Source organism: Bacteroides ndongoniae (assembly GCF_900108345.1).
GTDB lineage: Bacteria > Bacteroidota > Bacteroidia > Bacteroidales > Bacteroidaceae > Bacteroides > Bacteroides ndongoniae.
Genome location: NZ_FNVV01000013.1, coordinates 1103030 through 1122858 on the forward strand (window position 1 = coordinate 1103030; position 19829 = coordinate 1122858).

Here is a 19829-nt window from a genome sequence, read left to right on the forward strand (position 1 = left end):
GAACAAGACGAAGAATGGAACAACGGATCAAGATTATATGGATGCTTTCGCTGGCGGCCATGCTGCTGATCATTGCGGGGCAGGGCTACTGGCTGTGGAACCAGTACCGGTATAAAAACGAAGAGTGTGCCGACGAGATGTACCGCCGCGTCATGGATGCGGTGGCCGTGAACGACTCCATCCGCCGGACGATGCCCCGAAAGACGTTCGGAGCTTCGAGTGTGTCGCTCAACACCAGCATATCGCTGAGCTACCGGGACCAGAAAGACAGCCTGAACCCCGCCGGCAGGCAGGAGTACAGGCAGGTGGTCAAAGTGGGTACAGTGGATACCGACGAACTGCTGAAAGCCAGCATCTCGGACCTGATGCCCGACACGGTGCGACTGTCCCGCACGGGCAAAGACAGCATCAGCGTGCGTACCGACAGGCTGAACATGCAGTTTGTCGATTCGTTGGTGTTGAGTAGTGAAGACGGTTACTCTGGCGGGATCGACATTGTCCGTGTGCTGGACCAGTACAAGCTGCAGGTTGACGTGCCCTTCACGCTGCAACGCTTCGACTCCATCCTGCAGGCACGGCTCGACGGAATGCCCTTTACCACGCAGCTGACCCATGTGCGCGACACGCTGTACCGCTGCAAGGAGAAGGTGACCCACCTCGGCACGTCATTGTTCCCCGTGCTGCAGATCGACTATCCCTACAACCCGATGAAGTTCGAACAGGTGCGTGTGCAGGTGCGGATACAGCCTCACGCACTGTTGCTCCGGATGGGGTGGCAACTGTTGGGCAGCCTGCTGATGATACTGTTGCTGGCCTGCTGTCTGCTCTTCCAGATCAGGACCATCCTGCGTCAGCGGCGCATCGACGAGATGAGGAAGAACTTTGTCAACACCATGATTCACGAACTGAAACGCCCCGTGCAGACGCTGAAGGCGTGTGTGGCCTTTCTGAGTCATCGCGAGATGTGTGCCGACCGGCAGGCGATGGAAGAAGTGATACACGACTCACGGGCAGGTCTGGACAACCTGTCGGCCTATTTGCAGAAGCTGCGCGACATGACCCGGGCCGACGACGGGCAGGCGCAACTGACCGTCACTACGTTCCACTTGCGCGAAGAGGTGGACAAGCTGGTACTCCTGCAACAGTCGGCAACGGACAAGCAGACTAACTTCGAAGTCCGTATCGACCCTTCGCTGACGGTGCGGGCCGACCGGTTACACTTCTCGAACATCATCAGCAACCTGCTGGAGAATGCGGTGAAGTATTCGGGCGACGTGGTTCATATCGTCATCGAAGCGGCAGTGACCGATGCCCGGCTCACGTTGAGCGTAGCCGACAACGGCATAGGCATTCCTCTTGCCGAGCAGGCCCGTGTATTCGACAAGTTTTATCGCAGTGCCAGCCTGCCCGACCCTGCTGTGCCCGGCATCGGCTTGGGACTGAGCTACGTAAAGCTGCTGACCGAGGCACACCGCGGAACCGTCACCCTACGGAGCCGCCCGGGGCAGGGGACAACGGTGACCGTCTGCATCCCGCAATGAACGATGAGTGAAAACAAGAATAACAGATTCTAAAAAGAAATCCTGCCGTTCTCCTCTTCCTCTTTTCGGGGAGAGGGCGCGGAGGTAAAGCCCTGTATGAAACGACTGAAGATTCTTTTTGCCGACGATGACTTGAAGTACTCCCTGCTGCTGAAACGCTTCCTCGAACAGGAGGGGTACGACGTCACCTATGTAGGAAACGGCAGTATGGCCGTAGAGCAGTTTCCCCACGTCAGGCCCGACCTGGTGTTGCTCGACATCAACATGCCCGGTCTGAACGGTTTCGAAGTGGCAGCCCGTATCCGCGAGGCGGACAGGCATGTCCTCATCTTCTTTCTGTCCGACCGCAGCGACAAGGCCGACCGTCTGCAAGGCTTCCGCCTCCGGGCGAACGACTACCTGGCCAAGCCCTTCTATCCGGAGGAACTGATAGCCCGCATACGCGAGCGCTTCTCCTCGCAGCTCGACGAGGTGGTCGAGGAGGAAGTGTATGGCTTTGGCCGCTCGGTGTTCAACTACAGCACCAACGAAATCCGTACGGGCACCCACAAAGTGCTCATCACTTCGCGTCAGGCCGACATCCTGCGGATGCTGGCACGCAATGCGAACACGACGGTGGCGCGCTCTGCCCTGCTCGAAGCCGTGTGGGGCAGCGACAGTTATGCCAACTCGCTGGCCCTGAACGTGCAGATCACTTACCTGCGGAGGGCATTAAAAAACGACCCAACCGTACGGATTGAGTCGTTGATGAAAAAAGGGTATGTGCTTACGGTCGGTTAGGGCATCGCCGGAGCGGTTTCGGTGATGTTCTCCCCTTCGAACGAATGTACCTGATTGCCGATGTTCTGGTAATAAATACCTTCCCACTTGCCGGTAGTCTCTATCTCCTGGCCGGTCGTCTTCCCACGGAACAGGGCACGGTAGGTGTAAGTCACCTGATACTCCATGATTTCCGAGGTGATGTAGGCGATGAACGGTGTCTCCGACTCGATGTACAGGTCGGGCTGCTCGGAGTTGTACAGGTAATATTCGGTAGTGAAAGGTACCTGTGGAATATTCCGCGTGTACATGTGAAAGTAAACTCCCGTGGTAGGCTGTGTTGCGCTTTGGGGGACACAAACCGAGTCGGTGACCGAACCTGCCAGACGCTGGAACAGTACGGGGTCATCGGGGAGGAAGAGGGAGCTTTGGCGATAGCCTTCCATCACGTCGAGTTCGATGTAATGCTTGCCTTCCGATTTCTGTTGCGAAGTTGATTCGTGGGTGAAGGATTGTGCTTTGCTGAACGATACGTCGTCGGGCATGCGGCACCATTCTATATCGACCAGTTCGTATTCCTTGTCGAGCAGGGTGGCTGTCACGTCGTTGTCGTCGCTGCATGCAGTGAACGAAAGAAGCAAGCCGACGAGCAGGAATACGTTATTGAATATGTGTTGCAGTACTTTCATAGTTGTCTGTATAAAGGATTAGTCCTTACAAAGATAACAATTTTGCAGGACTTTGGTTGCCTCTGAAGGCAAAATTTGACTGACAGGCCACTTTTCCCGACCAAACGGGTAGGAAAGACAACCGAAATCTGCATCCGGGCTTATTGTTGAACTAGTGCGCTGATGGTCTTTCGGACCCTTTCGGCAGTGGTGACTGGCCGTGAATATTCGTCGATGCACACCGTTCCACCCATGGAGACGGCTTCGTTGCGGAACTGCATTCCGCTGGTCAGTTGCTCACGAGCCGAGAAATGGAATTCGCGGATACCCGTTTTGCTGGCTATGCGGGCAATGTTGTTTTCGTTGACACCGCAGCCGGCCAGCAGGATGATGCGTCCGTCGGCTTGTGCCTGCAGTTCTTTCAGCAGGGGAATACCCTGTTCGGCAGTGGGCTGTGCACCCGAAGTAAGAATGCGATAGCAACCCAGTTGGATGAGGGTCTCCAATGCCTGCTTGGGCTGGCGGCATACATCGAAGGCACGGTGAAAGGTGACCGACATGCCTTGCGCGGCTTCGAGCAGTTGCTTCATCAGGGCGATGTCGATATCGCCTTCGGACGTCAGGCAGCCGAAGACTACTCCGTCGGCTCCCAACCGGCGGGCGTTTTCAATGTCCTTCAACATGATGCGTTGTTCGACGGGGGTATAGAGGAAATCGCCTCCGCGTGGGCGGATGATGACGTGCAGGCGCGTATGCATCAATAGCTCGCGGGCAGTGGCTATGTCGCCGTACGAGGGAGTGGTCCCCCCTTCGGGAATGCCGGCGCACAATTCTACACGGTCGGCTCCTCCTGCCTGTGCAGCGAGGCAGCTTTCTACGGAATTGGCGCAGACTTCAAACTGATAATGGTTCATGGCTTTGCGGATTTAAAGTTGGTCCGGCCGTTGTAAGTTGTTCCTGCCGGCAACTGTGTTGATAGAAACGGGGCACGGATTACACTTCTTTCCACAGATTGTTGTTGGAACTTTCTGTGGCTTTTCGTGTAATCCGTGCCTTCAATGGTAGAGTTTTTATGTAGCTATGTTACTTGGCGTAGCTTACCGCACGTGTCTCACGGATAACGGTAATCTTCACCTGACCCGGATAAGTCATTTCATCCTGGATCTTCTTGGCGATTTCGCCCGACAAGCTTTCGGTTTGCTTGTCGTCTATCTTATCGGCACCGACAATGACGCGCAGTTCGCGGCCGGCCTGGATAGCGTATGTCTTCGTCACACCCGGATAGGACATGGCAAGCTGCTCAAGATCGTTCAAACGCTTGATGTAGGCTTCTACGATCTCGCGGCGTGCGCCGGGACGTGCACCCGAGATGGCGTCGCACACCTGTACGATGGGAGCCAGCAGACTGGTCATTTCCACTTCGTCGTGGTGAGCACCGATGGCATTGCAGATATCGGGCTTTTCCTTGAACTTCTCGGCCAGCTTCATACCATAGAGTGCGTGCGGCAGTTCGGGCTCTTCGTCGGGTACCTTGCCGATATCGTGCAGCAGTCCGGCACGTTTGGCTTTCTTCGGGTTCAGTCCCAGTTCCGATGCCATGACGGCGCAAAGGTTGGCTGTTTCGCGGGCGTGTTGCAACAGGTTCTGTCCGTAGGATGAACGGTATTTCATCTTTCCGATAATGCGGATCAGTTCAGGGTGCAAGCCGTGGATACCCAGGTCGATGGTGGTACGCTTACCGGTTTCGATGATTTCTTCTTCAACCTGTTTGCGTACTTTGGCTACTACTTCTTCGATGCGTGCGGGGTGGATGCGGCCGTCGGTCACCAGTTGGTGCAGGGCCAGACGGGCAATCTCGCGGCGTACGGGGTCGAAGGCGGAGAGCACAATGGCTTCGGGGGTGTCGTCCACAACGATTTCCACACCTGTGGCAGCTTCCAGCGCGCGGATGTTACGGCCTTCGCGTCCGATGATGCGTCCTTTGATTTCATCCGATTCGATGTGGAATACGGTCACGGAATTCTCAATGGCTGTTTCGGTGGCAACCCGTTGGATGGACTGGATGACGATGCGTTTGGCTTCCTTGCTGGCAGTCAGTTTGGCATCGTCCATAATGTCGTTGATGTAGGACTGTGCCTGCGTTTTGGCTTCTTCCTTCAGCGATTCTACCATGCGTTCTTTGGCTTCTTCGGCCGAAAGTCCGGAGATGGCTTCCAGTTTTTCTATTTCCTGGCGTTGCAGGTGGTCCAGTTCTTCTTTCTTTTTGTCTATTACTACGAGCTGTGCCTCCAGGTTTTCCTTGATGGCATCTGCTTCCTGTTTCTTGCGTTGCAGTTCTTCGTGGCGTTGATTCAACACCATTTCGCGTTGTTTCAGCTTGTTTTCGGCCTGTTGTATTTTCTGGTTGCGGATGGCTACCTCTTTTTCTAGGTCGGCTTTCTTGTTGAGGAATTTTTCCTTTACTTCGAGTAACTTATTCTTTTTAATCACTTCCGCCTCTGCTTCGGCATCCTTCAGAATGCTATCGTATTTGGACTTCAGCCCGTGCTTGAAGAACAGGTACGAGGCGAATCCTCCGATAAGAAAGCAGGCAATGGATACTACTATTGTAACTACTGTCATTTTAATTTGTTTTTTATAGATATAAATAAAAACGCACTGTATAAAAGCCTGTCTCTATCGGCAAGACGGACTTTTGCACAGTGCGTGGGTTTTCTACTTAATAAATAAGGTATACTTTGAAGGTGGCGGTTGTACGGATTACGGTTCTTTAAAGTAATCTTCCAGCACCTTTGTCAGTTCCTTTATCTTTGTTGTATAGGGTTCAGTGTCGTTACGCTGTTTCTGTTGCAGGTTTTCCAGCGAGAACTGATAGGCCACCATGGCTATGATCCGTTCGGCGGAAACGCTCTGATAATGTTCGCGATACGCATTGAGCCTCAAATCGACCTGCTTGGCGGCTTCCCGCACCATCTGTTCGTCTTCGCGGTTGATGGTAAGCGGATAAGAAGCTCCTGCCATCTGCAGGTTTATTTTTATTTTATCGTTCATACATCTTCTTCTTTATTCATTCAACAAAGCGATGCATTTATCGACTTCACGCACTAATTTTGACAATCGCAGCTTCGTCTCTTTTACGTCGCTGCCGTTAAGGCTGATTGTCGTAGCTGATTTTAGGTCTGTGTAGTTCTGTTCCAGTTGCTTATATTCGGCCATCAGTGTCCGGCATTCTTCTTCTTTGGCATCGAGAAGTTGCTTTAGTTCGGCATTCTCGCGTTTTAATTCATCGTGCAGATAGATTAAATGACGCAGCCTGGCTTCAAAGGTACTTAATAGCTTCTTTTCTTCTTCTGTCATTACTACACCAAAATTGTACACAAAAATACGTTTTATTCGGATATTACAAAAACTTTTCAGAGAAAAACAAGTCTTTCGGGAGTTTTTTTTCTTCTTTTTGTTTCTGTGGGAGGATGTTTTTGCCTGAATAGGGCGATTATTCTGTCATTTTGTTGATGAGAGCCGTCATTCTCGGAAGGCTTCGGCGGCGTGGGGCGGGCGGATGCCATCGGATGCTTGCGGGCTTGGTATACGGATGGATGTGGTTGGGCTTATTCGTGAAAGGAGGTTTGTATGGTTTGGAAAGGTTCTTCCATAGGGAGTCGCTTTCATCTCGCGTGCTGAGATGTAACTTCTCCTATGCATGAGTGGCTTCGTGTTTAGGGGAAGGGAGGTGCCGGGCCTGACGTGTTTTTATGCGAAGCCTGGGGGGTGGTGGGGTGATAGCGGGTAGGCGGCTGACAGGGTGTGCAGGGTGGAGGGGATGTGTACGGGGGCGTCGGTTGTACGGATCTGGAGAAAAAGTAGTTTAGAACGTATTTTTATTTATGATATAATTTGGTTTACAAAATAAACCTCTTATCTTTGCAATGGAGTTCGAACGACAACTGTGACTAATAGAATGAGGGGGAACCCTGTACATGTAAAACAAATGAAGGAGGACAAATGATGGAAGACCGAAAACTGAACGAAAGGGAGAGTCTGGAGCTGATAGCGCAGATGATCCGCAATACGCGCCGCAATCTGGATGTGGGCGGTGGAAATATGTTTCTGTTGTGGGGATATACCGGCGTGGTGGTTACACTGGGTGTGTGGGCTGCCTTGTATTTCACGAACTGCACTGCCTGCCTGTGGGGCTTTTGGGCGCTGCCGGTGGTGGGATGGTTGCTGTCGTGGTGGTTTGGCCGCCGGTGGCGGAAGCAGCAGGGAGCGAAGGACTATACCGACCGTGTGGTGGGTCAGGTGTGGCAGATGATTGGCATTGCCTGTTGTGGTGTGGCTGTGTTTGCTACGTTGTATCAGGCTTACGGACTGATTCTGCCGTTGTGTGCCATGCTGGTTTCGCTGGGCAGTCTGCTTACGGGCATTATCATCCGTTATACCCTGTTTTCGGGATTGCCTTCGCTGGGCTTTGCCTGGAGTCTGGTGCTGGTGTTTCAGGTGGTTTCCGGCGGTGTATCTTCTGCAACGCTGCTTGTGTTTGCCGTCATTGTGCTGCTGTCGCTGGTTATCCCGGGGCATGTGTTGAACCGTCGGGCTCGCAGGGAGGTTATACCTAACGCATTAGAAAGGAACCGTTATGTTTAAAGAACTGAATCCTTTGCTGCATAGCGAGCTTCGGCTGGCCGTCATGTCGCTGCTGCTCAGTGTCGAGGAGGCTGACTTTGTCTACATCCGTCAGCAGACGGGAGCCACGGCAGGCAATCTGAGCGTGCAGATAGACAAACTGAACAAGGCTGGCTATGTGGAGGTAACAAAGACTTTCAAGGGCAAGATGCCTTGTACGGTCTGTAAGATTACCCCCTGTGGCGTCGATGCTTTCGAGGAGTATGTGGAGGCGCTGAAGACTTATATTAAAATGTAGAATGTATGCCACGGAGGATGCTGCGTATTGCAGAGCCATTGTCCGGAAGGATAAGGAAGACGCTGTGAAATGCTGTCTCTTCGGTGGTGAATAAAAAAGAAACAAGATGAGAATACTGGTTACTTACGCCGTTCAAGGCGAATTTACGGAGTTGAAGTTTCCCGGCATCGTCGGGGGTGAGGAAGTGCAGGTGGGCTATTTGCGCACGGGCATCGGTAAGGTGAAGTCGGCTTTTTATCTGGCCGAAGCCATCGCGCACGGGCAGCCCGACCTGGTGGTAAATGTGGGCACGGCAGGCAGCGTCAGCCGTCAGGTGGGCGATGTATTGGTGTGCCGCCACTTTGTCGACCGCGACATGCAGAAACTTTCCGATCTGGGCATGGAGTGGCAGATTGACTCTGCCGAACTGCTGGCGCAGAAAGGCTATTGCCTGCACTGGCCCGACAACGGTACGTGCAATACCGGCGACAGCTTCCTGACCGAGCTGACTGATGTGAAAGGCGACGTAGTAGACATGGAAGCCTTTGCCCAGGCGTGGGTGTGTCGTGCCAAGGGAGTGCCTTTCATAGCCGTGAAGTATGTGACAGACGTCATCGGACAAAACTCGGTGAAGCATTGGGAAGACAAGCTGGCCGAAGCACGCCAAGGCTTGAGCAACTTCTTCGAAGGGCTGGTAACTACCGTGTGAGTCGTCAGGTCCGGGCTTAATAGAGGATGTAGAAATCGGCCCAGACAGGCAGGTGGTCGCTGTAGCCTCCTTGGTACTTCATGCCGTAATAGGTGCGGAAGGGTTGCCTGCCGCCGTATTTTTTGTCCGGAGCCAGCAGAAAGTCGGGCGCAAAGACGTCTCCTCCTCGGGTGTGGCAGGGTGCGTCGGGGCGGAGCAGTGTGCCCGATACGATGATGTGGTCGAGCAGTCCCCATTCGCCCCGATACTTGTAGCTGCCGAAGTGCTTGCGGCTGGCGGTCCGGTGCGCCAGCAGATGATAGAGCCTGTAAGGATCGGGCTGTGCAGCGACGGCGGACGAATCAGCATTTCCGCCGGCATTTTCCGGCAGTAACTGTGCTCCGAGCACCTGGCGGATGGACTTGTTGTGTGGATAGTCGTTGAAGTCGCCCATAATCAGTATTTGCGGCCGTTGGCGGACGTGCAGCAGGCTGTCTGCTGCCTGCCTTACCAGTCGGGCGGCCCGTAGGCGATAAGGCTCTGTCTCCCTTGCGCCCTCCGAGCGGGAGGGGAAGTGACAGACGAATACATCGAGCGTATCCAGATTGAGCAACAGGCCGCTGACATGGAGGATGTCGCGGGTAGGGCGGCTGTCTTTGCCGGGCGGCGGGACGGAGATGCTTCGATGAGCAATGGGCTTGAACAGGTGCCGCTGATAGAGCAAAGCCACATCAATGCCCCGAAGGTCGGGCGAATGAGTCATCAGATAGCGGTAGCCGGCTTCGCGAAGGGCAGAGTAGCGGGTCAGGTCGCGAATGACCGTATCGTTTTCCACTTCGCATAAGGCTACCAGAGCAGGCGCTTCCCATTGGCCTACGGCGGTGATGACGCGGGCGATGTCGTTCAGTTTCTTCCGGTATTTCGTGTAGTTCCAGTGGCGGATGGCGTCGGGCAGAAATTCCCGGTCTTCTTTCAGGGTGTCGTGTTGGTAGTCGAAGAGGTTCTCGACGTTGTACGACATGACGCGGAACCGGGCAGTGTCCCGGCGTGTCTGGCCGGATGCCGTCAGGGCAAGTAGCAACATGCAAGCGCAAATTCCCCATCTTTTCAGCGGAGGAAAAACAGAAAGGGCTGACCTTGAAGGCTTAAGGCACGTCCGCCGTGTGGCTGTGTCTTCCGGTGCAGGAAGAATGTGGAAACAGCGATTCGGCGCGGGCAGTGTCTGGTCCGTCATGGTCAGTCCTTGTTTATGTATCAGCAGATCACTTCTTGACAGGTGCGTTCTTGAGGATGTCCAGCAGGTGATCCCAGAACTTCTGTACGGTAGGAATCAGCATCCGTTCGTCGGGCGAGTGTACTCCCTGCAAGGTAGGACCGAATGAAATCATGTCCAGTGTCGGGTACTTGTCGAGGAACAAGCCGCATTCCAGTCCGGCATGGATAGCCTTTACCTTGGCATCTACACCGAACAGACGTTTGTACGAAGCGGTTGCAATCTCCAGAATCTCGGAGTGCGGGTTGGGTTTCCAGCCCGGATAGCCTTCGCCCGAAGAAACTTCGGCACCGGCCATTTCGAATACGGTGCGTACCATTGTGTTCATATCGCGTTTGGACGAAGCGGTAGAACTGCGCTGGCTAGTTTCGATACGGATGATGTTTCCGGGTTTCATCTTCACCGAAGCCATATTGGTAGATGTTTCTACCAGTCCCGGAATGTCCTGACTCATGGCGTATACACCGTGAGGCACTGCATAGATGGCTTGGAGCAGACGCTTGGTGGTGTCTTTGTCGATGGCTTTTGCGCGCGGTGCTTCCGACTCCATCAGCAGTTGCAGGTCGGGGTCTGTTACGTTGTATTCGGCTTGTACTTCCGCAGCAAAAATGTTCAAGTCGGCACGTACGGCATGCTTGTCGGCCTCAGGCAAGGCGATAACGGCATGTGCTTCGCGTGCGATGGCATTGCGCAGGTTTCCGCCGTCAATCTCGCACAGATACATGTCGTACTTCTTCAGTGTCTGGCTCAGGAAACGGTTCAGAATTTTGTTGGCATTGCCGCGTCCCAGGTGGATGTCGCCGCCCGAGTGTCCGCCTTTCAGTCCTTTCACCTGTACCTTGCAGCAGAAGTAACCGGCAGGTACGTCCACCTCCTGATATGCGAATTGTGCTACGGTGTCGATGCCTCCGGCACAGCCGATGAACAGTTCGCCTTCGTCTTCCGAGTCGAGGTTCAGCAGGATGTCACCGTTCATGAAGCCTTCTTTCAAGGCAAAAGCACCGGTCAGTCCGGTTTCTTCGTCGATGGTGAACAGACATTCCAGCGGGCCGTGTGCTATGGTGTCGTCGGCCAGAATAGCCAGTTCGGTTGCTACGCCAATACCGTTGTCGGCTCCCAGTGTGGTACCTTTGGCTTTCAGCCATTCTCCGTCGATTTCGGTTTCGATGGGGTCGTTCAGGAAGTCGTGCTGCACGTCGTTGTTTTTCTCGCACACCATGTCGACGTGCGATTGCAGTACGATGGTCTTACGGTTTTCCATTCCCGGTGTGGCAGGTTTCTTTATCAGTACGTTGCCAACTTCATCGGTCAGTGTCTCCAGATTATGCTTTTTTCCGAATGCTTGCAGATAGGCTATAATCTTTTCTTCTTTCTTCGAGGGGCGTGGCACTTTACATATTTCTGCGAAATAATGGAACACGCCCTGCGGTTTTAAATCTTCATTTTTCATTCGATTATCTTCATTAGTTTAACCTCTCATTGCTAAATATGGTTAAAATGGTTGACTATTCTCTTCCCCTCTCTCTTTTTTTAATGTAAAAAGGGTACGTTAGTCCGTCCAAAGCCCTATATTTGCACCCACAAAAATAGTGAATATGCTCCATACCATATTAATAACATTGTTAATAGTTGCTATTTGCGTCGTATTGCTGGGCGTAAAAGTGTTTTTTGTGAAAGGCGGGCGTTTCCCGAATTCACATGTCAGCGGAAGCAAGGCAATGCGTGACAGGGGTATCGGATGCGTACAGTCGCAGGACAGGGAAGCGCAACGCAAGCGTCGCTTTTCCATCGACGAACTGGAACAGAGACTGAATGAGAGTCTGAACTAATTAATTCTAAAAACAATATTTATCAAGTTATGAAGAGATTGAACTATCTGATGAACGGTTTGGTAGCTCTTGCACTGATCGTTTTGTTTTCTCAATGTACCGGCAAAACAGAAACTCAAACAGCAGATGCTCCTGCACAGGCTGCAGCCGGATTGTCGGGCATGAAGATTGCTTATGTGGAAATTGATACCCTTTTGGCTAAATACAACTTCTGCATCGATTTGAACGAAGCCATGGTGAAGAAGAGCGAGAATGTTCGTCTGACGCTGAACCAGAAAGCCAAGGAACTGGATAAGCAGAAACAGGAATTCCAGACTAAATATCAGAATAATGCCTATCTCTCACAGGAAAGAGCACAGCAGGAATACAACCGCATTGCTAAGTTGGAACAGGACCTGCAGGCTTTGAGCAATAAACTTCAGTCAGAGTTGATGAGCGAAAACGACAAGAACAGCCTTCAACTGCGCGATTCTATCAATGCATTCCTGAAGGAATACAACAAGACAAAAGGTTATAGCCTGATTATCAGCAATACCGGTTTCGACAACCTGCTTTATGCTGATAGCGTTTACAACATCACGAAGGAAATTCTGGATGGTTTGAATGCCAGATATTCTTCTCCGAAGAAATAATATTTAGCTGATAAGTTTTCCTCTCCCGTCAAAAGGAAAGGGCAAACAAAAGGATATAAAAAACAAAGATTGCAAGCTCTGCATCGTCAGGACTTGCAATCTTTTTTTGTGCTCCTATACATTATTATATATATGTATGTCAAGTCGTCGAAGGCTTTTCTTCGCATAGGGCGGGGCTGGAAAATGCCTTCCGGCTACTGACTAATATCTATGATTGGGCTGGTTAATCTTTCTCTTCTTCCTCCTCGTGTTTGATGACCAGCAATTTGTCTACACGTCCACGGTCCATGTCTACTACTTCGAAGTCCAGATTCTGATAACTGAACAAGTCACCCGCCTTGGGTACCCGTCCGATAAGGAACATGGCCAGTCCGCTCAGTGTGGTAAAGTCTTCTTCGCGCAGGTCATCGTAATTCATGATGCCCATAGCCTCCATAAAGTCGTCCAGGTTCATCGAGGCCTCTACCAGCATGGAGCCATCCTGACGCACGGTGATGTCTTCTTCTTCCGTTTCGTTCTCTTCGAGGATGTCACCGAAAATACTTTCTGTCAGGTCGTGCAGGGTGATGATGCCTTCTGTATTTCCATACTCGTCTACTACAACGCCAAACTTGTTCTTGTTCTTTTTGAACAGTTCGAGCACCTTCTTCGCATACAGGCTTTCGGGAATGAACAGAGGTGGACGTGCAATGCTACGCAAGTCGAACGGCTGACTGCTGTTGCCCTGCATCAGGATGATGTCTTTCACTGATACCACTCCGATTACTTCATCCTTGCTTTTATCTACCAGCAGGTATTTACTGAAATGCTGTTCGCGGATGATGCGCAATACTTCTTCCTGTGTGTCCGAAGGGTGCAGCACAATGACGTCGCGCCGATGAGTCATCAGGTCATTAGCCCGTTTGTCCGAGAAGCGGAATACGTCTTTCAGCATTTCGGTTTCGTCTTTGTCGATGACACCCTGTTCCGAACTCTGGTGCAGAATCATTTTCAGTTCGTCCTGTGTCATCTGGCGTTCCTCGTTGTTTTCCATACCGATCATTTTATTCACCAGCTTGGTTGATGCGCTCAGCAGGCAGACGAAGGGATACGATATCTTGGTCAAAGCTATCATAAAAGGACTGAGCAAAGTTGCCCATTTCTCAGGATTGTTCAGAGCCACGGTTTTGGGAACCAGTTCGCCAATGATAAGCGACAGATAGGTAATGACGGCTACAATCGTGACCATGGCAAGCGTGTCGGCATAGGCTGCAAGGCCGGGAATAACGCTAAACAGCGGTCGTACATCGTCGGCAAGTGTGGCGCCACCGTATGCACCCGAAACAATTCCGATGAGTGTGATGCCTATTTGGATGGTCGAAAGAAATCTTTCCGGTTCTTCCAGTTGTTTCAGTACGCCTTTGGCTCTTTTGTTTCCTTTGCCTACCAGCGTTTCCAGACGGGCTTTACTGGAGGAAACCAAAGCTATTTCGTACATGGCAAATACGCCGTTAAGACCCAATAAGATAAGAATGATGACAAATTCCATATAATGTTTTGAGTGTTTATGCTGCAAACTTACTAATTTTGGCGCATAAAAATAATGAAATAGATGTAAAACAATGAAAAATGTAAGAAAGAGAACAAGTTTGTCCGCTGTTTTGCTACTGTTGCTGGCTGTTTCGGTGCAGGGTGCATGTGTCGATACAACGTGGGTGGACAGTCCTTCGATGAAGAAGAAGGTAGAGGTGATTTATGTAGTACCCGACAAAGCTTTGGGAGAGAATCCGCAGGCATGTCCGGTGGTTTATCTGCTGCACGGTTATGGTGGGAATGCCGGAACCTGGATTGGCATCAAGCCGGAGTTGGGGAAGATTGCTGATGAGAAGGGATTGATTTTTGCTTGTCCCGACGGTGAGAACAGTTGGTATTGGGATAGTCCGAAGCATGAAGATGTACGTTACGAGACTTTTATCTCTTCGGAACTGATAAAGTACACGGATGCCCATTATGCTACGCGTGCCGACCGGAAAGGTCGTGCCATTACTGGTCTGAGCATGGGCGGACATGGAGCCATGTGGAATGCTTTACGACATAAAGACGTGTTTGGTGCAGCTGGCAGTACGAGTGGAGGTGTGGATATCCGTCCTTTCCCCAAGAACTGGGAAATGGCAGTACAGCTTGGCGACTATGAATCGAACAAAGCGTTGTGGGATGCACATACCGTTGTCAACCAGCTCGACAGTATAGCTAACGGTGATTTGGCACTGATCATTGATTGCGGTGAGAAGGATTTCTTCCTTGAAGTGAATAAAGACCTGCACAAGCGTTTGTTGGAACGTGGTATCGATCACGACTTCATTACCCGTCCTGGTGTTCACGACGGACGGTATTGGAACAATTCAATCGATTATCAGATACTTTTCTTCGAGAAATATTTCAAGCGCTAAGCTCTTCTCCTGTACCTTTCTGCCTGGTTATCGGACGATGATACCTCGTGGGAAGGTACGTTTCATTTTTACTTCTTTTACGTTGGCGGCACTTGTTGCGCGGGTTGTTTCTGAACCGTCCAGGCTGATGCTGCCGTCAATGATTCCCAGAGCGGCGCTTAACAGTGCTTCTTTCGGGTCACCCAAAGGCAATACGGTAGCAGGGTCGCTCAGCGGGCTGACCGAATAGCTGGGAGTGAATCCGTTGGTATAATTGGCTGTACCTCGTGCATTGAATATCTCGCAGACAGCCAGTCGCAGTGCCCACATGAATTGCGTGTTCTCAAAGCGCTCGGTACCGATGTATTCGCCCTTCGTCGTCTCGCCTACTACAATAACTTTCATGTAGGGAGTCAGGCTGTTGATCAACATTTCAGCCGCTCCGGCCGTGGTACCGCTTGTCAGTATGTATACGGTAGACAGATTTAGATTGGAACCTCCTACCAGCAGCTGTGCGTCGAATATCAGGTCATGGTTCTTTCCGCTTTTCTTTTGGTTGTATTGCAATGTGGCCAGCGTACCGCCCAGTTTGTCGGATGGGGCAAGGATACAGGCCAGTCTTTGTACGCTTTCCATATCGCCTCCGGCATTGTATCGCAGGTCCAGCACGAAATCTTTTACATTGTTCGTTGCGCAAGTCTTCGAGAACTCCAGCAGTTGTGTATCGCTTTCGGTGTCGAAGCTGTTGTAGGCCAGATAGCCGATGTTACTATTGTTGTGTTGCACGATGGTGCTGGCCGGTATGACGGCATCTGTTACCGGTCGTGTGGCCGGCAATACGCTTTCTCGGTCTTTTACAACTTCGGCAGTTTCGGTTTCCGTTCCGTCTTCTCCAGTCTCGGTGTGTACGGTATATTTCCCGATGACGATGTCTTTGCTCTCGCCTTCGGTCAGTATGGTTTCATTTTTCTTGGTGATATAGTCGTTGTTCACCATCATTATCCATTCGCCGCGTTTCAGGCCAGCTTCGGCTGCCGGCGATTCGGGAACAACGTAGGTCACCATGGCGTAGTAGGCCGTGTCGTTGTCCGGCACCTGGCTCAGCGAATAGTCAAACCCGTAGCTGGGAGTGGAGGCAGTCAGTAGGGTGTCTACCGAAGAGATTCCGTTATCCTTCTCCGACTTTGCTGCGTCGAGGAAGGATTGCGGTTCAAGGAAATAGTTCAGGTCGTCGAACGAAGGAATTTCTTCATACCACAGGTAGTCTTCCCGCATGACGCTGTCTATCCACAGGTCACGTCCCGTCCACGGATAGTACTCTGGCCAGCGGTCTACGCCGCACGAGAAGAGGCTTGTCAGTACAAGAAGTCCTCCTAACAAATAAAACAGTGTATTCCTTGTTCTTATCTGCATTTCCTTGTTCTTTTTATTTTCTGCCTGCAAATGTAGCGAATAGTTCGTTTATCTGCTTACAAACGTGATATAATAATTGATAACGTCCGATGTTTATGCATTGTCGTCTTCCTTCTTTTTATAAATTCTGTAACCGATGGCTGCTATGCATATACTCATAAGCGGACTGATGATATTGAAGAAACAGTATGGCAGGTAGACCAGTGTGGGCACACTCAGAATGGTGGCCTGCGTCATGCCGCACGTGTTCCAAGGTATCAGTGGCGAAGTGACGGTGACAGCATCTTCAGTTGTGCGGCTCAGCAGGCGACTTTCGTATCCCCGCTTCTTGTAAATGTTGCCAAACATGTTGCCTGTCAGGATGATGCTGATGTACTGGTCGGCCGTAGCCAGATTCAAGAAGAGTCCGGAAGCAACGGTCGATGTCACCATACTGAAGGTATTCTTCATGAAGCGTACAAAGACCGACGTGATACTGCCCAGCATGCCGCTGGCCGTCATGGCACCGCCGAAACACATGGCGCAAAGGATGAGCCATACGGTGTTCATCATGCCTCCCATACCACGTGTGGCTACCAGTTCGGTCAGCATGGCGTTATCGGTTTGCAGACTGGTACTGCCGTAAAAGGTCATCATGCAACCTTTGAACAGGCTGCCGTTGCCGGCAATCTCTCTCAGCAGATCGGGCTGGAAGATAAGGGCAAACAGGCCTGCCAGCAGGGTTGATGCAAACAGGGTAATGATGGAAGGTACCTTGCGGGCAATCAGGATGCCTGTCACTATCGGTACGATCAACAGCCAGGGGGTGATGTTGAACTTGCTGTCCAGTGCTGCTGAAATCTCACTGATCTGTTCCGTTCCGCCCGTATCGTGAGTCAGTCCCATGACGGTGAACAGTATCAGGCTGATGACCAGCGAAGGAATGGTAGTAATCATCATGTATTTGATGTGTCGGAACAGTGGTGTTTCGGTGACCGACGCCGCCAGAATGGTTGTTTCGGACAAAGGCGAAACTTTGTCGCCGAAGTAAGCGCCCGAGATAATGGCACCTGCTATCCAGCCTTCGTTGAATCCCTGTGCTTTGCCGATACCCAGCAGGGCTATGCCGATGGTGGCAATGGTAGTCCACGAGCTGCCTGTCATGACGGAGATGATGACACAAATCAGGCAGGTGGAGGCTAGAAAGAAGTCGGGATGCAGAATCTGCATGCCGTAATATATCAGGGCAGGCACTACGCCGCTAATCATCCAGGCACCACTTAGTGCACCTATTATCAGCAGGATGATGATGGCGGTAGCTACACCGCTGATGTTGTTGGTGATTGCTATTTCGTAGTCTCTCCACGGGATGCGGTAGAAAGCCACTCCGATGAATGCGCAGGCAGCCGTCGTGACGAGCAGGGATATCTGGCTTCCACCGCTCAGCGCATCGCTGCCGAAAGTATGAATGGTGGCGAACAGCATTCCCACCAGCAGCAGTATCGGCAGGAGGGAGACAAATGGGGAGGGTATTCTCTTTTCTCTATTCATGTGAAGTTTATGATTGCTAAGTTATTTCTTGGTACAAAGTGTCAGTAGGGCTGCCAGTAAGGTGAGTGTTACACTGGCCAGGGCCACGCCTGCCCAGCCCCACATTTCCCAGCAGCTTCCGGCCAGGAAAGTGCCTAAGGAACCGCCAATGAAATAGGTGGTCATGAAAATCGTGTTCACGCGGTTAGAGGCTGAAGGACAAAGTTCGAAGATGCTGGCCTGGTTGCTCAGCTGTACGCATTGCATGCCGATGTCGATGAGGATGATACCGGCTACGATGCCCACATAGCTGTTGCCGCCATAATAGAGCAATGCCCATGCGCACAGGTTCAGTGTGAAGCCGATGTAATTGAATCGTCGGATGCCTACTTTCCTGATGCTTCCGCCAACGAATGAGGCTGCCAATGCGCCTGCAATGCCGCATAAGCCAAGTATGCCTACAACGTCGCTTCCGGCATAGAAAGGAGCTCCGGCCATCTTGAACGCCAGGCACGACCACATGGCCAGAAACGATCCGAATACCAGACCTGAACGTACCGAGTAGATGCGCAGAGCCGGATAATCGCGTATCAGCTGGAACAGCGATTTCATCAGGTCGCTGTATTTGCCTTCGAAAGTCGGCCGGATGTCGGGCAAGACTTTCAGCACAACGACGGCGCATATCACCATCAGTCCTGCCGCAATCAGATACATTTCGCGCCAACCCAGTACGTCGCCTACGTATCCGCTAATCACACGCGAGGCCAATATACCTGTCAGCAGTCCCGAAATGACCATACCTACGTTGCGGCCTTTGTTCTCGGGACGCGAGAATTGGGAGGCTATCGGGACGAAAATCTGTGGTATCATCGAACCGATGCCCGTCAGCAGAGAGGCAGCCCAAACGATGTAGATGTTGGGAGCCCATGCAATGGCCAGCAACGAGAATATCAATAACGTAAAGTTGGTCAGGATGATGTTCTTGCGATGATACAAGTCGCCCAGTGGTACGATGAACAGCAATCCCAAAGCATAACCTACCTGAGTGATGACGGTTATCAGGTTGGCTTGAAACTCAGATACGTCCAGATCATGTCTGATCAGGTTTAGCAAGGGCTGGTTGTAATAAATGTTGGCTACCGATACTCCTGCTACGATGGCGAGCGTCCATAAAATGGAGGCGGGAAGTCCGCCGTTTTCTTTCAATTCTTGTTTCATGCCGCAAAGATACGGCTTTTCTTTGAATGCTCGGCTATTTTGTGTGGAAGCTTGCCAGATTCTCTGTTGTCTGTCGGGGAGTTGGCTGTGTAAAATTGCCTAGTTAGGAAAAAATATTTTCCTAACTGGAGAAAAATTTTTTCCTAACTAGGGAAAAATAAAGTAAACTTCCAAAATTGGCGTATTGACTAGCATGGCTCTTTCCCATACCTTCGTGCTAAACTTAAAACTTGAAAGATTATGTTTAGCGAAAAAGACTTTGAAAGACTGTGGTTCCTATACAAAACCGAGGGTGAGCCCAAAGGGGTTTCCATCAACTCATTCTGCATTAGCAACAATATTCCATACACGGCATTCTATGACTGGTTCAAGAAGACACAAAAGAAGGTTGTACCTGTAGAAGTGGAAGGAATTCCGGAAGAGTTGATTCGGACAGGCAATGAAGAACGGCAGGATGTTGCTAAAGACAAGCCCAAACATACAACTCCCCATAAAGGAAGCATCATGGTGACGATAAAAACACGTGAGGGCTTGTGCATTCAGAAGAAAGGCTTAGACTATCAGGGGCTGAAAACGCTGGTAGAGAAACTGGAGGGCTTATGCTGAGCATCAACGGTCTTCACAACTTCTACTACCTTCCTGAGCTTCATGATATGAGATGCAAGGCTCAGCGTATATGTGAGATAATCCGCGGCAGGTACCACCGTGACCCGATGAACGGCGATGTTTACATGTTCATGTCTAAAGACCAGCGCAAGGTTCGCATGATACACTATGAGCGCAATGCCTATTATCTTCATGAGAAGTCCTTCATAAAGGGCTACAGGTTCATGAGGATAGAGCGCAAGGATGACGTGACAGTGTATAAGATAGACTGGAAAGACCTGGTCACAATACTTGAAACTCCGGTAATAACGAGCATAAAAATTTAATGATAAAACTCTGAAAATCAGCGATAAAAGTTCTCTGAATATTTGCGTATCTCACTGAA

The 19829-nt window shown here is 51.2% G+C and carries 21 protein-coding genes; 10 read left to right on the forward strand and 11 right to left on the reverse strand.

Annotated elements, in window-relative coordinates:
• Nucleotides 1-14: 14 nt before the first annotated feature.
• Both BQ5591_RS09035 and BQ5591_RS09040 read left to right on the forward strand, forming a co-directional pair.
• Nucleotides 15-1541, forward strand: coding sequence for a sensor histidine kinase (locus BQ5591_RS09035; RefSeq protein ID WP_071149061.1), 1527 nt, complete (start codon nucleotides 15-17; stop codon nucleotides 1539-1541).
• A 96-nt stretch (nucleotides 1542-1637) separates the two neighbouring features.
• Nucleotides 1638-2321, forward strand: coding sequence for a response regulator transcription factor (locus BQ5591_RS09040; protein ID WP_071149062.1), 684 nt, complete (start codon nucleotides 1638-1640; stop codon nucleotides 2319-2321).
• On the opposite strand, the gene BQ5591_RS09045 is transcribed toward BQ5591_RS09040, so the two are convergent.
• The 5 genes from BQ5591_RS09045 to BQ5591_RS09065 form a co-directional block, all read right to left on the reverse strand.
• Nucleotides 2318-2989, reverse strand: coding sequence for a hypothetical protein (locus BQ5591_RS09045; protein WP_071149063.1), 672 nt, complete (start codon nucleotides 2987-2989; stop codon nucleotides 2318-2320). The genes BQ5591_RS09040 and BQ5591_RS09045 overlap by 4 nt on opposite strands.
• Before the next feature lie 140 nt (nucleotides 2990-3129).
• Nucleotides 3130-3882: a copper homeostasis protein CutC gene (locus BQ5591_RS09050; RefSeq protein ID WP_071149064.1), complete on the reverse strand. Its 753-nt coding sequence runs from the start codon at nucleotides 3880-3882 to the stop codon at nucleotides 3130-3132.
• Between the two features lie 169 nt (nucleotides 3883-4051).
• Nucleotides 4052-5590 (reverse strand): ribonuclease Y, encoded by a 1539-nt coding sequence (gene rny / locus BQ5591_RS09055; protein WP_071149065.1) that lies wholly within the window; start codon nucleotides 5588-5590, stop codon nucleotides 4052-4054.
• A 138-nt stretch (nucleotides 5591-5728) separates the two neighbouring features.
• On the reverse strand, nucleotides 5729-6019 hold the full coding sequence (locus BQ5591_RS09060) for a cell division protein ZapA (RefSeq protein ID WP_022161576.1): 291 nt from the start codon (nucleotides 6017-6019) through the stop codon (nucleotides 5729-5731).
• A 12-nt stretch (nucleotides 6020-6031) separates the two neighbouring features.
• Entirely contained in the window at nucleotides 6032-6325 is a 294-nt protein-coding gene (locus BQ5591_RS09065; protein ID WP_071149066.1) for a hypothetical protein, read from the reverse strand.
• 645 nt (nucleotides 6326-6970) lie between these two features.
• Here BQ5591_RS09065 and BQ5591_RS09070 point away from each other — a divergent pair.
• The 3 genes from BQ5591_RS09070 to BQ5591_RS09080 all read left to right on the forward strand — a co-directional run bounded on the left by BQ5591_RS09070 (nucleotide 6971) and on the right by BQ5591_RS09080 (nucleotide 8577).
• A complete protein-coding gene (locus tag BQ5591_RS09070; RefSeq protein ID WP_235817063.1) occupies nucleotides 6971-7612 on the forward strand; it encodes a hypothetical protein in 642 nt (213 codons plus the stop codon).
• A complete protein-coding gene (locus tag BQ5591_RS09075; RefSeq protein WP_022162644.1) occupies nucleotides 7605-7889 on the forward strand; it encodes a winged helix-turn-helix domain-containing protein in 285 nt (94 codons plus the stop codon). The genes BQ5591_RS09070 and BQ5591_RS09075 overlap by 8 nt, the downstream gene beginning before the upstream one ends.
• 106 nt (nucleotides 7890-7995) lie before the next feature.
• Complete coding sequence (locus BQ5591_RS09080; RefSeq protein WP_071149067.1) at nucleotides 7996-8577, forward strand: 5'-methylthioadenosine/S-adenosylhomocysteine nucleosidase family protein; 582 nt, start codon at nucleotides 7996-7998, stop codon at nucleotides 8575-8577.
• A 16-nt stretch (nucleotides 8578-8593) separates the two neighbouring features.
• Here BQ5591_RS09080 and BQ5591_RS09085 read toward each other — a convergent pair whose 3' ends face one another.
• The gene (locus BQ5591_RS09085) at nucleotides 8594-9640 is read right to left on the reverse strand and encodes an endonuclease/exonuclease/phosphatase family protein (protein ID WP_071149068.1); all 1047 of its coding nucleotides are present in this window, start codon (nucleotides 9638-9640) and stop codon (nucleotides 8594-8596) included.
• Between the two features lie 178 nt (nucleotides 9641-9818).
• Nucleotides 9819-11279, reverse strand: a complete 1461-nt coding sequence (locus BQ5591_RS09090) for an aminoacyl-histidine dipeptidase (RefSeq protein ID WP_071149069.1) — start codon at nucleotides 11277-11279, stop codon at nucleotides 9819-9821.
• A 145-nt stretch (nucleotides 11280-11424) separates the two neighbouring features.
• Here BQ5591_RS09090 and BQ5591_RS09095 point away from each other — a divergent pair, with 145 nt between their 5' ends.
• Complete coding sequence (locus BQ5591_RS09095) at nucleotides 11425-11658, forward strand: hypothetical protein (RefSeq protein WP_071149070.1); 234 nt, start codon at nucleotides 11425-11427, stop codon at nucleotides 11656-11658.
• A 29-nt stretch (nucleotides 11659-11687) separates the two neighbouring features.
• On the forward strand, nucleotides 11688-12290 hold the full coding sequence (locus BQ5591_RS09100; protein WP_071149071.1) for an OmpH family outer membrane protein: 603 nt from the start codon (nucleotides 11688-11690) through the stop codon (nucleotides 12288-12290).
• Between the two features lie 223 nt (nucleotides 12291-12513).
• Here BQ5591_RS09100 and BQ5591_RS09105 read toward each other — a convergent pair whose 3' ends face one another.
• Complete coding sequence (locus BQ5591_RS09105; protein WP_071149072.1) at nucleotides 12514-13818, reverse strand: hemolysin family protein; 1305 nt, start codon at nucleotides 13816-13818, stop codon at nucleotides 12514-12516.
• A 73-nt stretch (nucleotides 13819-13891) separates the two neighbouring features.
• Here BQ5591_RS09105 and BQ5591_RS09110 point away from each other — a divergent pair, with 73 nt between their 5' ends.
• On the forward strand, nucleotides 13892-14719 hold the full coding sequence (locus tag BQ5591_RS09110; protein ID WP_071149073.1) for an alpha/beta hydrolase: 828 nt from the start codon (nucleotides 13892-13894) through the stop codon (nucleotides 14717-14719).
• 27 nt (nucleotides 14720-14746) lie between these two features.
• On the opposite strand, the gene BQ5591_RS09115 is transcribed toward BQ5591_RS09110, so the two are convergent.
• The 3 genes from BQ5591_RS09115 to BQ5591_RS09125 all read right to left on the reverse strand — a co-directional run bounded on the left by BQ5591_RS09115 (nucleotide 14747) and on the right by BQ5591_RS09125 (nucleotide 18838).
• On the reverse strand, nucleotides 14747-16111 hold the full coding sequence (locus tag BQ5591_RS09115; protein WP_235817064.1) for a S41 family peptidase: 1365 nt from the start codon (nucleotides 16109-16111) through the stop codon (nucleotides 14747-14749).
• Nucleotides 16112-16204: 93 nt separating this feature from the next.
• Nucleotides 16205-17641 carry a Na+/H+ antiporter NhaC family protein gene (locus tag BQ5591_RS09120; protein WP_071149074.1) on the reverse strand — a complete coding sequence of 479 codons (1437 nt, stop codon included), beginning with the start codon at nucleotides 17639-17641 and terminating at the stop codon, nucleotides 16205-16207.
• A gap of 21 nt (nucleotides 17642-17662) precedes the next feature.
• Entirely contained in the window at nucleotides 17663-18838 is a 1176-nt protein-coding gene (locus BQ5591_RS09125) for an MFS transporter (protein ID WP_071149075.1), read from the reverse strand.
• Between the two features lie 240 nt (nucleotides 18839-19078).
• Between BQ5591_RS09125 and BQ5591_RS09130 the strand changes: the two genes are divergently transcribed.
• Together BQ5591_RS09130 and tnpB are read left to right on the forward strand one after the other, a co-directional pair.
• Complete coding sequence (locus tag BQ5591_RS09130; protein WP_071149076.1) at nucleotides 19079-19444, forward strand: hypothetical protein; 366 nt, start codon at nucleotides 19079-19081, stop codon at nucleotides 19442-19444.
• Complete coding sequence (gene tnpB, locus BQ5591_RS09135) at nucleotides 19438-19770, forward strand: IS66 family insertion sequence element accessory protein TnpB (protein ID WP_071149077.1); 333 nt, start codon at nucleotides 19438-19440, stop codon at nucleotides 19768-19770. Before BQ5591_RS09130 ends, tnpB begins: the two co-directional genes overlap by 7 nt.
• The last annotated feature ends 59 nt before the right edge of the window (nucleotides 19771-19829 follow it).

Bases quoted from the DNA above. Each gene is read 5' to 3' on its own strand.
- BQ5591_RS09035 (WP_071149061.1), top strand. From the start codon at position 15: ATGGAACAACGGATCAAGATTATATGGATGCTTTCGCTGGCGGCCATG.
- BQ5591_RS09040 (WP_071149062.1), top strand. From the start codon at position 1,638: ATGAAACGACTGAAGATTCTTTTTGCCGACGATGACTTGAAGTACTCC.
- BQ5591_RS09045 (WP_071149063.1), bottom strand. From the start codon at position 2,989: ATGAAAGTACTGCAACACATATTCAATAACGTATTCCTGCTCGTCGGC.
- BQ5591_RS09050 (WP_071149064.1), bottom strand. From the start codon at position 3,882: ATGAACCATTATCAGTTTGAAGTCTGCGCCAATTCCGTAGAAAGCTGC.
- rny (WP_071149065.1), bottom strand. From the start codon at position 5,590: ATGACAGTAGTTACAATAGTAGTATCCATTGCCTGCTTTCTTATCGGA.
- BQ5591_RS09060 (WP_022161576.1), bottom strand. From the start codon at position 6,019: ATGAACGATAAAATAAAAATAAACCTGCAGATGGCAGGAGCTTCTTAT.
- BQ5591_RS09065 (WP_071149066.1), bottom strand. From the start codon at position 6,325: ATGACAGAAGAAGAAAAGAAGCTATTAAGTACCTTTGAAGCCAGGCTG.
- BQ5591_RS09070 (WP_235817063.1), top strand. From the start codon at position 6,971: ATGATGGAAGACCGAAAACTGAACGAAAGGGAGAGTCTGGAGCTGATA.
- BQ5591_RS09075 (WP_022162644.1), top strand. From the start codon at position 7,605: ATGTTTAAAGAACTGAATCCTTTGCTGCATAGCGAGCTTCGGCTGGCC.
- BQ5591_RS09080 (WP_071149067.1), top strand. From the start codon at position 7,996: ATGAGAATACTGGTTACTTACGCCGTTCAAGGCGAATTTACGGAGTTG.
- BQ5591_RS09085 (WP_071149068.1), bottom strand. From the start codon at position 9,640: ATGTTGCTACTTGCCCTGACGGCATCCGGCCAGACACGCCGGGACACT.
- BQ5591_RS09090 (WP_071149069.1), bottom strand. From the start codon at position 11,279: ATGAAAAATGAAGATTTAAAACCGCAGGGCGTGTTCCATTATTTCGCA.
- BQ5591_RS09095 (WP_071149070.1), top strand. From the start codon at position 11,425: ATGCTCCATACCATATTAATAACATTGTTAATAGTTGCTATTTGCGTC.
- BQ5591_RS09100 (WP_071149071.1), top strand. From the start codon at position 11,688: ATGAAGAGATTGAACTATCTGATGAACGGTTTGGTAGCTCTTGCACTG.
- BQ5591_RS09105 (WP_071149072.1), bottom strand. From the start codon at position 13,818: ATGGAATTTGTCATCATTCTTATCTTATTGGGTCTTAACGGCGTATTT.
- BQ5591_RS09110 (WP_071149073.1), top strand. From the start codon at position 13,892: ATGAAAAATGTAAGAAAGAGAACAAGTTTGTCCGCTGTTTTGCTACTG.
- BQ5591_RS09115 (WP_235817064.1), bottom strand. From the start codon at position 16,111: ATGCAGATAAGAACAAGGAATACACTGTTTTATTTGTTAGGAGGACTT.
- BQ5591_RS09120 (WP_071149074.1), bottom strand. From the start codon at position 17,641: ATGAATAGAGAAAAGAGAATACCCTCCCCATTTGTCTCCCTCCTGCCG.
- BQ5591_RS09125 (WP_071149075.1), bottom strand. From the start codon at position 18,838: ATGAAACAAGAATTGAAAGAAAACGGCGGACTTCCCGCCTCCATTTTA.
- BQ5591_RS09130 (WP_071149076.1), top strand. From the start codon at position 19,079: ATGTTTAGCGAAAAAGACTTTGAAAGACTGTGGTTCCTATACAAAACC.
- tnpB (WP_071149077.1), top strand. From the start codon at position 19,438: ATGCTGAGCATCAACGGTCTTCACAACTTCTACTACCTTCCTGAGCTT.